At 67.2% G+C, this 12,409-nt stretch carries 8 protein-coding genes; 3 read left to right on the plus strand and 5 right to left on the minus strand.

Going from position 1 to position 12,409, the window contains the following annotated elements:
• Position 1: 1 nt before the first annotated feature.
• The 3 genes from CMV14_RS23245 to CMV14_RS23255 form a co-directional block, all read right to left on the minus strand.
• Entirely contained in the window at positions 2 to 766 is a 765-nt protein-coding gene (locus CMV14_RS23245; protein ID WP_066963559.1) for a DsbA family protein, read from the minus strand.
• Positions 763 to 2,157, minus strand: a complete 1,395-nt coding sequence (locus CMV14_RS23250) for a M48 family metalloprotease (RefSeq protein ID WP_408014352.1) — start codon at positions 2,155 to 2,157, stop codon at positions 763 to 765. The genes CMV14_RS23245 and CMV14_RS23250 overlap by 4 nt, the downstream gene beginning before the upstream one ends.
• Before the next feature lie 73 nt (positions 2,158 to 2,230).
• A complete protein-coding gene (locus CMV14_RS23255; protein WP_096367819.1) occupies positions 2,231 to 4,837 on the minus strand; it encodes an Rne/Rng family ribonuclease in 2,607 nt (868 codons plus the stop codon).
• Between the two features lie 463 nt (positions 4,838 to 5,300).
• On the opposite strand from CMV14_RS23255, the gene CMV14_RS23260 reads away from it, so the two are divergent.
• The 3 genes from CMV14_RS23260 to prfB all read left to right on the plus strand — a co-directional run bounded on the left by CMV14_RS23260 (position 5,301) and on the right by prfB (position 10,433).
• Positions 5,301 to 6,545: an N-acetylmuramoyl-L-alanine amidase gene (locus CMV14_RS23260; RefSeq protein ID WP_238147127.1), complete on the plus strand. Its 1,245-nt coding sequence runs from the start codon at positions 5,301 to 5,303 to the stop codon at positions 6,543 to 6,545.
• Positions 6,546 to 6,676: 131 nt separating this feature from the next.
• Positions 6,677 to 9,148, plus strand: coding sequence for a penicillin-binding protein 1A (locus CMV14_RS23265; protein WP_066968738.1), 2,472 nt, complete (start codon positions 6,677 to 6,679; stop codon positions 9,146 to 9,148).
• A gap of 157 nt (positions 9,149 to 9,305) precedes the next feature.
• A complete protein-coding gene (gene prfB / locus CMV14_RS23270) occupies positions 9,306 to 10,433 on the plus strand; it encodes a peptide chain release factor 2 (protein WP_066968750.1) in 1,128 nt (375 codons plus the stop codon).
• A 116-nt stretch (positions 10,434 to 10,549) separates the two neighbouring features.
• Here the strand turns inward: prfB and CMV14_RS23275 are convergent, their stop codons facing one another.
• Together CMV14_RS23275 and CMV14_RS23280 are read right to left on the minus strand one after the other, a co-directional pair.
• Positions 10,550 to 11,074, minus strand: coding sequence for a CAP domain-containing protein (locus CMV14_RS23275; protein ID WP_066968735.1), 525 nt, complete (start codon positions 11,072 to 11,074; stop codon positions 10,550 to 10,552).
• A gap of 23 nt (positions 11,075 to 11,097) precedes the next feature.
• Positions 11,098 to 12,318 carry a hypothetical protein gene (locus CMV14_RS23280; protein WP_139114782.1) on the minus strand — a complete coding sequence of 407 codons (1,221 nt, stop codon included), beginning with the start codon at positions 12,316 to 12,318 and terminating at the stop codon, positions 11,098 to 11,100.
• Positions 12,319 to 12,409 lie beyond the last annotated feature (91 nt).

The raw sequence follows: 12,409 nt of genomic DNA on the forward strand, positions 1-12,409 counted from the left end.
CTCAGGCCTTTGCCCGCTCCCGGGCGTCGGCGACGGCCTGCTTCAGCGCGTCATACCCCACGGCACCCTTCAGCATCTGCCCGTTGACCACGAAGGTCGGGGTAGCAAAATTCGGGTCGATGCGGCCAGCCAGCTCCATGTTGCGGCGAAGTTCGGCCATCACCTCCGGCCCCTCCAGGTCGCGCTGGATACGGGCAAGGTCGAGCGGCATCGAGCGCAGCACGGCCGAGACCTTGTCGCCATTGGGCTGGCCGGTGGCGAACATGCGCTGGTGGAAGGTCTGGAATTCGCCCTGCCGAGCGGCGGCCAGGCCGGCCTTGGCCGCGATTTCGCTGCCCGGACCCAGAATCGGCATCTCGCGCCACACCACCCGGAGCTTCTTGTCACCGGCGATCAGCCGGTCGATGTCGGGCAGGCTGGTCCGGCAATAGCCACAGGCATAATCGGTGAACATCACCAGGGTGACGTCGCCCTTCTCTGCACCCGCCCAGGCCGAGGCGAAGGGCGTTTCCAGCGCCGCCTTGTTCTGGGCATAGGCATCGCGGCTCTGCCGGTCGCGCAAGCGGTCGATCGCCTGCGGGATGATCTCGGGATGGGCGAGAATATAGTCGCGCACCACGGCTTCGATCTCGGCCTTGTTGCCGGCCTGGGGCGCGGCGTGGCGGTGGGTCAGCCAGGCGGCGCCGATCCCGAACAGGATCGCCGATCCGGCGCCGATGGAGACAGCCAGCCGACTGCGCCGCTGCATGAATTCGCGGATGTTCATCGCCTCTTCTTGTCGCTTGCCTCGGCGCGCGCGGACAGCGCGATGTCCTCGGCACGGATATAATCGGGGGTGCCGCGCGGGATGCGGGCCATCGCCGCCTCCGCGCTGGCCATGGCCAGCCGCGTATTCCCGATCAGCGCGTAGCGCTCGGCGGTGGCGAGCTGGGCGCGCGGCTCGTCGCCGAGACGCGCATAGGCCATGCCGAGCGTGTACCAGGCGAAGGGATTCTCGCGATCGCGCGCCACCGCCACCTTCAGCACGTCGCGCGCCTCGGCGAGATTGTCATTATCCTCGGTGGCGAGCAGCGCATGGCCGAGCAGCGAGGAGATCAGCGGCGAACCGCGTGATCCCTTCACCGCCATTCGCAGCGGCGCCAGCGCCTCTTTCGGCTTGCCCGATTCGAGCAGTATCTGGCCCTGCAGTTCTCGGAAATAGGGATCGTCGGGGGCCGATGCGACAAGCTTCGCCACCTCTTCCGCCGCCTTGTCGGGATAGGCGCCACGATGCCAGGCATAGGCCCGCGCATAATGGGCGGCTGCACTGCGGTCGCTCTCGGGATATTTGCGCAGCGCGGTGGTCGGATCGTCCATATAGCCGATCAGCTTGGCCTTGATCCGCTTGAAGCGCGCCTCCAGCGCCGGATCGGTCTTGTTGCGATAGGCAGGCGATTTCAGCACATCCCCCGACAAGGCGGCCTCGCGCTCGCCCGACATCGGGTGGGTCTGCATGAAGGGATCCGCCTCGGCATAGGTGGAAGTGTAGCGATACTCCTCCTTCCGAAGCTTCAGGAAGAAGCTGAGCATCCCCTCGCCCGAAATGCCGGCCTTCTCGAGAAAGCCGACCCCGGCGGCGTCGGCGCTCGCCTCCTGCACCCGGTTGAAGGCAAGGAACTTGCCGAGCGCGGCCTGCTGGCCGGCCATGATCACGCCCATGCCGGCATCGGCGGACCCGGCGGCCATTGCCGCCGCGCCCAGCAGCAGCGACAATAGGGTGATGCCGGTCGCGCCGCGCGCGCCTTCGCCGAAGCGGATGATATGGCCGCCGGTGATATGGCCCAGCTCATGGGCGATAACGCCCTGGATCTCATTGGTGTTGTCGGCGGTTTCGATCAGGCCGCTATGGATATAGACGGCCTGCCCCCCGGCGACGAAGGCGTTGATGCTCTTGTCGCCGACCAGGATGATGTCGACATTGCCGGGCTGGAGGCCGGCGGCCGCGACCAGCGGCGCCGATATCTCCTTCAGAAAGGCCTCGGTCTCGGCATCGCGCAGGATCGACTGCGCCGCGACCGGCTGCGCCATCAGTGAAACCGACAGCAGCAGCACGGCCAGGCCGCGCAGCAGGCGGCCCGGACGGAGCGGCGACAGGATGGCGTTCCCCATGCTGGTCATGGCTTGCATGGTACGACTGAACCCCGCGTGAAGCACGGGACGGGCCCCGCCGATCGAGGCCCGTCCGTCATGCTCAGGCGCCGAACGTCCGCTGCCACCAGCCGCGGCGCGGCGTGCCGCCCTCATCCTCCTCGGCGGATTCGGCGGGCTCGGCAGCCGCTTCGGCCACCGCTTCCGCGACGACGGTCTCAACGGCCTCGGCCGGAGCGGCCTTGGCACGCGAGCGGCGGCGCTTAGGGGCTTCCGCTGCGGGCGCCTCTTCGGCGACGGGCTCGGCCGGAGCCGGCTCGGCGGCCGGAGCTTCCGCCGCCTCAGGAGCGGCATCGGCCTTCTTGCGGCGGGTCCGCTTGGGCTTGGCCTCGGCGACCGGCTCGGCCTCTGCCGCTTCGGCAACCGGCTCGGCCGGAGCTTCCTCGGCTACGGGCGCGGCCTCGACGACCGGATCGGCCTTGCGGGCACGCGGGCGGCGACGGGCCTTGGGCGCGGGCTCTTCGGCGGGCGCGTCCTCAACCGGTGCGGTGGCAGCGGCGGGGAGTTCCTCGGCCATGATCGCCTCGGCGGCCTCGGCCGGCGTCGGCTCGGCGCCCTCGACACCCTCGCCATTGCCGCCACGACGACGACCCGAGCGACGACCCCGGCGACGGCCGCGACGGGCCTCGCCATTGCCTTCCTCGGCATCGGCCGGCTCGGCCTCCTCACCGGTCTCGCCCGGCTCGTCAGCCTCGCCTTCTTCGGCACCCTCGCCGGACTCGGACTGGCCTTCCTGATCACGGCCACGACCGCCACGACGGCGACGACGACGGCGGCGACGGCCTCGGCCGCCATCCCCACGCTCGCCATCCTCGGAGCCCTCGGCCTCCTCGTCCTCGGCCTCGATCTCCTCCTCTTCGATCTCGTCGTCGAGAATATCGTCATCGGCCTCGATCGGCAGCGGCGCCGGCAGGCGCGGCGCATGGCTCGGCGGCGGACCGCCGGCCTCGACGCTCATCCGCGCGCCTTCCAGCGTGCCGTCGGAGAGAATCTCGATGACCACGCCATAGCGATCCTCGATCTCGGCCAGTTCGGCGCGCTTGCGGTTGAGCACATAAAGGGCCGCTTCCTGGCTTGCCCGCAGCATCAGGCGCGAACCGCGGCCGCGCGCGGCCTCGTCCTCGAGCATGCGCAGCGCCGACAGGCCCGCGGAAGACGCGGTGCGAACCAGCCCGGTGCCTTCGCAATGCGGACACTGGCGGGTCGACGCCTCGAGCACGCCGGTGCGCAGGCGCTGGCGGCTCATCTCGAACAGGCCGAAGCTGGAGATGCGGCCGACCTGGATGCGGGCGCGATCGTTCTTCAGCGCCTCCTTCATCGCCTTCTCGACCTTACGGATGTTGGAGTTGTTCTCCATGTCGATGAAGTCGATGACGATCAGACCCGCCATGTCGCGCAGGCGAAGCTGGCGGGCGATCTCGTGCGCCGCTTCCAGGTTGGTCGCGGTCGCGGTCTGCTCGATATTATGCTCGCGCGTAGAGCGACCCGAGTTGATGTCGATCGACACCAGCGCCTCGGTGGGATTGATCACCAGATAGCCGCCCGACTTGAGCTGGACGACCGGCTGGTACATCGCCGCCAACTGGTCCTCGACGCCGAAGCGCTGGAACAGCGGCACCGCATCGGCATAGAGCCCCACCTTCTTGGCGTGGCTCGGCATCAGCAGCTTCATGAACTGCCGCGCCTGGCGGTATCCCTCCTCGCCCTCGACGATCACCTCGTCGATGTCGCGGTTGTAGATGTCGCGGATCGCCCGCTTGATCAGGTCGCTGTCGCCATAGATCAGGGCGGGCGCCGACGAGCTCAGCGTGTTCTCGCGAATCTCGTCCCACAGCCGGGCGAGATAGTCGAAATCGCGCTTGATCTCGGTCTTGGTGCGCTGGAGGCCGGCGGTGCGAACGATGCAGCCCATCGTGCGCGGCAGGTTCAGCTCGGTCATGATCGACTTGAGCCGCTTGCGGTCGGCCGCGTTCGATATCTTGCGGCTGATGCCGCCGCCATGGCTGGTGTTCGGCATCAGCACGCAATAGCGGCCGGCCAGCGACAAATAGGTCGTGAGGGCAGCGCCCTTGTTGCCGCGCTCTTCCTTGACGACCTGGACCAGCAGCACCTGGCGCCGGCGAATCACGTCCTGGATCTTGTAGCGGCGGCGCAGGCTCATCCGCCGCTGGCGGAGATTCTCGACCGCGCCGTCATCGGAACCGCCGCCGACCGATTCGCGGCGGGGCCGGGGGGCGTCCTCTTCGTCACCATGCTCGTGGTCATGATCATGCTCGTCATGATCATGGGCCTCGCCCTCGATCACATCGGCGTCATCATCATGGTCGGCCTCGCGGGCGCGGAGCGCCTCTTCCTCGGCGGCATGCTCGGCCTCCTCGCGGAGCAGCGCCTCGCGATCCTCCTTCGGGATCTGGTAATAGTCCGGGTGGATTTCCGAGAAGGCGAGGAAACCGTGGCGGTTGCCGCCATAATCGACGAACGCCGCCTGAAGCGACGGTTCGACCCTCGTTACCTTGGCGAGATAGATATTTCCCTTGAGCTGCTTCCGCTCTGCGGACTCAAAGTCAAATTCCTCGATCCGGTTCCCCTGGACGACAGCCACGCGGGTTTCCTCCCGGTGGCGTGCGTCGATAAGCATGCGGGTGGTCATTAAAAGCTCTCCAAGCGCGGGGGCCGGCAGCACGGCCGGGCCACGTCGCGCGATATGATGTGGATGTGTCGCCGGGTGGCGCGGCAAGCCGCGTTCCGCCCGGAAACGTCATCGAAGGTGAAAAGATGGTGTGCGCAGCCGTCGCATCGTCACCTCCGGCGCGACGCGCCGGAAAAGCGGCCTCGCCCCACGCGCTGCCGACAAATCGGCAGCGGAGGGATCGGGGCGAAAAATGACTCATGCGATCGTCAACCTGTTACGCCGTCGCCAAATGGCGGCGGATAGGCCGGGACGGCGCTGTGACTCTCGTTCGAACGAGGATCGGCCGACTTCCGGACAAAAACTGCTAGCATCCGAATGACATCGGGGCAAGCATCACCATGACTGGACAAGCGCGCCGCGGCTTTGGATAAATATCGGAAGCTGCCCCCGTTTCGGGGCGGACCGGGTACGCGGGGCCGACTTGCCAGGATCACGATATAGTCTGCGTTTCGGCTGGAACAACGGCCCGATCCTGCTCCTGTTGCTGCTGCTGTCGCTTCCCGGCACGGCCAGCGCGGCGATGGTGAGCGCGATCGAGATCGGCGCGTCGAGCGTGACGATGCGATTCGACAAGCCGGTCGCGACCGCCTCAGCCTTCATGCTAACGGGCCCTCAGCGCATCGCGGTCGATCTGCCCGGCGCGCGGATGGGGCGGATCGCCGCATCGGGCGGGATGATCGCCTCCACCCGCCATGGCCAATATGATCCCAACACCGCGCGGGTGGTGTTCGAGCTGAACCGGTCGGCGATCGTCGGCGATGCCAGCTTCTCGGCCGATCATCTCTCGCTGACGCTGACGCTGAAGCCCGTCACCGAGAGCCTGTTCGCCCGCGCGGTGCGCAGGGGCCGGCAGCTGTTCGGGCTCAACGACAAGCCGGTCGATCCGAAGGCCGCGCAGCGGGGCGGCATCACCGTCCCGCTCGATCCGCCCCGCCCGCTGCCGGTCCCCGCCGTCACCGGCGCGCGCGGCAGCAACCGGCCGCTGGTGGTGATCGATGCCGGCCATGGCGGCCATGATCCGGGCTCGCAATCCGCCGATGGCCGCTATCGCGAGAAGGACGTGGCGCTGGGCATCGCCCAGGCGATCCGCGACGAACTGGTGGCCTCGGGCCGGGTGCGCGTCGCGCTCACCCGCAACACCGACCGTTTCCTGGTCCTCGGCGAACGGCGCGAGATAGCGAGACGGCTGAAGGCGGACCTGTTCATCTCGGTCCATGCCGACAGCGCGGAGAACCGCGCGGCGCGCGGCGCCAGCATCTACACCCTGTCGGAGGTCGCATCGGACCGGGTGGCGGCCCAGCTCGCCGCGAAGGAGAACCGCGCCGATATCCTCAACGGCGTCGATCTCGGCGGCGAGAACAATGAGGTTTCCTCGATCCTGCTCGACCTCGCCCAGCGCGAGACGATGAACATCTCCTCGCAGTTCGCGGCACTCCTCCAGCGCGAAATGGCCCCGACCATCCACTTCAAGGACGACGCCCATCGCTTCGCGGGACTGATCGTGCTGAAGGCGCCCGACGTACCCTCGGTGCTGCTGGAGACCGGCTATATCTCCAATGACGACGATCTCGCGCTGCTGCTGTCCAAGGAATATCGCCGCAACATCGCCAGCGGAGTGCGCCGGGCGGTGGAGATCCATTTCGCGAGACGGCTGGCGGGAGAATAGTGGAGGGCCCTCTCCATCGCCATTCCCGCGAGAGCGGGAATCCATGGACGGCGGCACTGCTGAGCCTCCTGCGGGCCGTGACCGTGGATTCCCGCTTTCGCGGGAATGACGATCTGGAGTAGAGCGCCGCCGTGCCGAAACTGCCCTCTCTCCATATCCCGATCCGCGAATGGCGCGATCATACGCGCCATCTCAAGCAGTTCCGGGTCTGGCGCTGGTCGGGCTATCTGTTCTGGTCGCTCGCCCTTTTCTGGCTGCTGCTGTGGTTCTTCTTCGCGCGCGGCCTGCCTTCGGCCGATGCCCTGCTCGCCTATCAGCCGCCGCTCCCCACCAATGTCCGCGACCGCGATGGCGAGCCGATCGCCGATTTCGCCCGCGAGCGGCGGGTTCAGCTGAGCTATGGCGAATATCCGCCGCTGCTGATCAACGCCTTCATCTCGGCCGAGGACAAGACCTTCTTCAGCCACCCGGGCATCGACATCGGCGGCCTCGCCGGCGCGGTGGTCGACTATGCGACCAAGTTCGGCAGCGGCCGCCGCGCCAAGGGCGGATCGACCATCACCCAGCAGGTCGCCAAGAACCTGATCGTCGGCGACGACTATTCGATCGCGCGCAAGGTGCGCGAGGCGATCCTGGCCTTCCGGATCGAGGACGCGCTGACCAAGCAGCAGATCCTGGAGCTGTACCTCAACCAGATATTCCTCGGCCGCAACGCCTATGGCGTGCAATCGGCCAGCCGCGCCTATTTCCGCAAGGATGTCGGCGAGCTGACCCTGCCCGAGATCGCCTATCTGGCGATCCTGCCCAAGGCGCCGTCCAATTACACGGTCGAGCGCCACGCAGAGCGCGCGCTGGACCGGCGCAACTACGTCCTCCACCAGATGGCCGAGAATGGCTTCATCACCGAGGAACAGCGCCAGTCCGCCGCCGCCGCGCCATTGGGGATCGTGCCGCGCTATGCGCCGCGGCCCAGCGTCGGCGGCTATTTCATGGAGGAGGTCCGCCGCCAGCTGATCGAGCGATACGGCCAGACCGCGACGGACGGCCCCAACGGCATCTATTCGGGCGGCCTGTGGATCCGCACCTCCTATGACGGCAAGGTCCAGGATGCGGCCGAGGGTGCGCTGCGCGACGGGCTGGTGCGCTTCGAGGCGGCGGCCGGCTGGCGCGGGCGGCTCGGCAAGGTCGATGTCGACGGCAATTGGGCGCGCGACCTTGCCGCGCTCAATGTCGGCGCCGGCTATGCCAACTGGTATCCGGCGGTGGTCCTGTCGAAGAGCGGATCACAGGCCGAGATCGGCTTCGAGAATGGCACCAGGGGCGTTCTGCCCAGCTGGGGGGCGACGATGCCCAAGGCGGGGATCGGCGGCCGCGCCTTCGATTTCCTGAAGGCCGGCGACGTCATCGTCGTGCGGCGCGAAGGCGACGCCTTCTCCCTGCGCAGCATCCCCAACATCTCGGGCGGCATGGTCGTCCAGAACCCGCATACCGGCCAGGTGCTGGCGATGCAGGGCGGCTTCGATTCGCGCGGCTCCTCGTTCAACCGGGCTACCCAGGCGATGCGGCAGCCCGGCTCCACCTTCAAGCCGTTCGTCTATGCCGCCGCGCTCGACAACGGCATGACCCCGGCCTCGATCATCATCGATGGCCCCTTCTGCGTGTTCCAGTCGGCTCGGCTCGGCCAGAAATGCTTCCGGAATTTCTCGGGCGAGAATGCCGGCCAGCAGACTATGCGCTGGGGTGTCGAACAATCGCGCAACCTGATGACGGTGCGCACCGCCAGCCAGATCGGCATGGACAAGGTCGTCAAGACCGCCAAGGCGATGGGGATCGGCGATTATCCGCCCTATCTCGCCTATTCGCTGGGCGCCGGGGAGACGACGGTGCTGCGCATCGTCAATGCCTATTCGATGTTCGCCAACCAGGGCCGGGCCCTCACGCCGACGCTGATCGACTATGTGCAGGATCGTAACGGCAAGCTGATCTGGCGTGCCGACAAGCGCCCCTGCGAGGGCTGCAACATGGCCAAATATGACGGCAAGCCGATGCCGCGCCCACGCCTTCGCTCGCGCCAGGTGATCGATCCGATGACCGCCTATCAGATGCTCCACATCATGGAGGGCGTGGTCGAACGCGGCACCGCGACCGTGCTGCGCGATCTCGGCCGCCCGATGTTCGGCAAGACCGGCACCTCGTCGGGCCCCACCAATGTCTGGTTCGTCGGTGGATCGGCCGACATGGTCGGCGGCCTCTATCTCGGCTACGACAATCCGCGCTCGATGGGCGGTTACGCGCAAGGCGGCACGATCGCCGCGCCGATCTTCCGCAGCTTCGCCGGCAAGGCGATGAAGGACATGGACGTCGTCCCCTTCCAGGCCCCGGCGGGCGTCCGCATGATCCGGATCGATCGCAAGACCGGCCGCCGCGTGTTCGGCGCCTGGCCCGACGGCAGCTATTACAGCTCGGTCATATGGGAAGCGTTCAAGCCCGAGAGCGAGCCGCGCCGCACCATCCGCCGCGACGAAATCGCGAAGCGCGCCGCCCCCGCGCGCCGCGCGACCACCGACAGCGAGTTCTTGCAAAGCCAGGACGGAATTTACTAGGGCGGCGGCATCAGAATTGCCGTCATGCTGAACCCGTTTCAGCATCCACTCTTCAACCCGAGCGTCGCTCCTGTGGCCCGGTGGATGCTGAAACAAGTTCAGCATGACGGGATTGATGTGGTTCGCTCTCCACATCGCGTTCGAGAAGGAATTCGTTATGCGCGCCGAAGCGCAAGCCAGTGTCGATCAGATCAACCAGGCGATGGCGCTCGTCCGCCGCTTCCTGGACTGGGACCGCGCGCTGCGCCGGCTCGACGAGCTCAACAACCGGGTCGAGGACCCCAAGCTGTGGGACGACGCCAAGGCCGCGCAGGAGGTGATGCGCGAACGCCGCCGGCTCGACGAGGCGATCTCGGCGGTCAAGTCGATCGAGCAGGAGCGCGACGACACCGTCGAGCTGATGGAGATGGCCGAGGCCGAGGGTGACGAGGGCCTGGTGAACGATGGCGTCGCCGCGCTGGCGGCGCTGGCCGAGCGGGCCGAGAAGGACAAGATCGGCGCGCTGCTGGCGGGCGAGGCCGACGCCAACAACACCTATATCGAGGTCAATTCGGGTGCCGGCGGCACCGAAAGCCAGGACTGGGCCGGGATGCTCCAGCGCATGTACAGCCGCTGGGCCGAGCGCCACGGCTACAAGGTCGAGCTGATCGACTACCACGCCGGCGAGCAGGCGGGCATCAAATCCGCGACGCTGCTGGTGCGCGGCGAGAATGCCTATGGCTATGCCAAGACCGAGAGCGGCGTTCACCGGCTGGTGCGGATCAGCCCCTATGACTCGGCCGCGCGGCGCCATACCAGCTTCGCCAGCGTCTGGGTCTATCCCGAGGTGGACGACGACATCGATATCGAGGTGCTCGAGAAGGACCTGAAGATCGACACCTACCGCTCCTCGGGCGCGGGCGGGCAGCACGTCAACACCACCGATTCGGCGGTGCGCATCACCCATGTGCCGACCGGGATCATCGTCGCCTGCCAGAACCAGCGATCGCAACATAAAAACAAGGCCGAGGCGATGAAGCAGCTGAAGGCCCGGCTCTACGAGCAGGAGCTGCAGAAGCGCGAGGCCGAGGCAATGGCCGGCTATGCCGCCAAGACCGAGATTGGCTGGGGACACCAGATCCGCTCCTATGTCCTCCAACCCTATCAGATGGTGAAGGATCTGCGCACGGGCACCACCTCGACCGCGCCCTCCGACGTGCTCGACGGCGACCTCGATCGCTTCATGGCCGCCGCCCTGTCGCAGCGCGTGACGGGCGAGACGGTCGAGGTCGAGGATGTGGATTGACCGGGTTTCAGCAGAGCTGAAACGGGCGGTGCCGGCCCGCTCCCCCACCCAACCTCCCGATCAGAATACCATGTCGGGAGGTTGGGTGGGGGAGCGGGCCGGCACCGCGCTTCCATCTAATAGGTCATCTCGGTCATGACGTTGCCGCCTTCCATATAGCGGCAGACCATCACCTCATCCTCCCCCGCATCGGCGACCGCGCAGCCGACCAGCGCCGTCGAGCGCCAGATGAGCTGGGTATAGTGGCCGACATCCTCGATATCGCCGGTGGTGCTGACTTCGGGGAAGGGCTTGTTCACGAACACGCGGCGTTCGTCGATCCACAGCGTCACCATGTCCTCGGGCGAATAGGCGCCCTTGGTGCCGCGCCACAGATTCTCGCCCTCGACATCGAGCGACGCATCATGTTCCAGCACCGGCAGCCTCGAAAGGTGCACGGCATATTGGGACGCGTTGGAAGCCAGCGCATCGCTCCAGACGAGGGGCGGAACACCGATGCGAACCCGTTCGGCATTGTGGGTGGCGAGGACGCGCTCCCTGAAATTGGCCAGCCTGTCCTGCGGCCCCGCCGCGCCCAGCAGCAAGCCCGCCAGCGGCAGTGCGATCATGCGCAGGGTGTGGATGGCGATCCTGTTCGGCATGGCCCGGCCCCTCTCCCCATTTGTCACGCGACCTGCGCGATCCGCCCGTCGACGAACTTCTCGATCAGATATTGCGATATCCACCCATTGTTCGCGAAGGTCGGGAACAGCAGCGTCCTGCGGCGCGCGAAATCGAACTGGCGCGCGACGCCGTCGGCAAGCGAGGCCCCCGCCGCCAGCTGGTGCGGATTGAAGGTGTTGCGGATCGCACTGAGCGTCTTCGTAACGACGGCGCGATGCTCGGGCGAGAGGGTGGCGGGCAGGCCGGCTCCATAGGGCGTCCCATCGGCGATCAGCTTGCCGAGCCGCGCGAAATCACCGGGCTGGAGCGCGACCCAGCTGCGCCTTTCGGCCATCGCCTGGGGATAGAGGATCACCGACGTGGCCCAGACGATGCCGCCGGTCAGGAACACGCTGGGCATCGACATCGTCGCCGGCGCCGCCTGGAGCTGCGGCTGGAACAGCGGCGCCACGGTGTCGGCATAGAAGCTGTCGGCATGCTGCCCGAAATCATAGGTCCGCGCGGCTGGGAAACGGAACTTCACCGCACCGGCCATCGTCTTGGTGCCATAGGGCACCGACATGTCGATATAATGGGCGTTGCGGCCGCGGCGGTCATAATAGCCGCCCTTGGTGTTGCCGCTGCCGATATCGAGCTGCAGCACGTCCCCACGGCGGCGGCGCGGCACGATCCAGTCGAAGGCCAGCCGCGCCTCGTCGCGGGGCGAAACCACGTCGATGCGGTGGCCGGTGCGGCCCGCGAGCCGATCGCGGATGATCGCGAGCAACGGCGCCGAAAAGCTCGCCACCCCGCTCGACGCCACGATCGTCAGGTCCTGGTCGGCGACGCCGCGATCGGCCTTCAGCCGTGCGATATGATCGGCGACGAGATCGACCGTCCGTATCGCCGCCTGCTCGTCGGTGCCCGATTCGAGCGGGCTGGCCAGCACCGAATAGGGTTCCCCGTCGCGTTTCGGCGCAAGCCGCTCGAAGCCCGACATGCCGCTGTCGCCGCCCAGCATCTCCCGGCTGAGCTGATAGACCGACACGGTCATGCCGCTCGCCGATATCTCGATCATGCCGTAGCGCTTCCCGGCCGGCGCGGCGCACAGCGCGGAGGGCAGCAGCCCCGTGCCCGCGAGCAGCAGCCCGCCGCGCAACATCTCCCGACGCTCGATCAGCATCCCGCGCACCCCTCCAGCACGAACCGCCGAGCCATGCGCCCGCCCCGCGACTCGGACCATGCCGCATTATTACGTACACGTTCCGAAGGCGGAACCCGTTTTCCTGTACGGCCGATGAAGCCCCCGTTCAGCGAAGCTAAGGCTGGCGCCG

Source organism: Rhizorhabdus dicambivorans (assembly GCF_002355275.1).
In the GTDB taxonomy this organism is placed as follows: Bacteria; Pseudomonadota; Alphaproteobacteria; order Sphingomonadales; family Sphingomonadaceae; genus Rhizorhabdus; species Rhizorhabdus dicambivorans.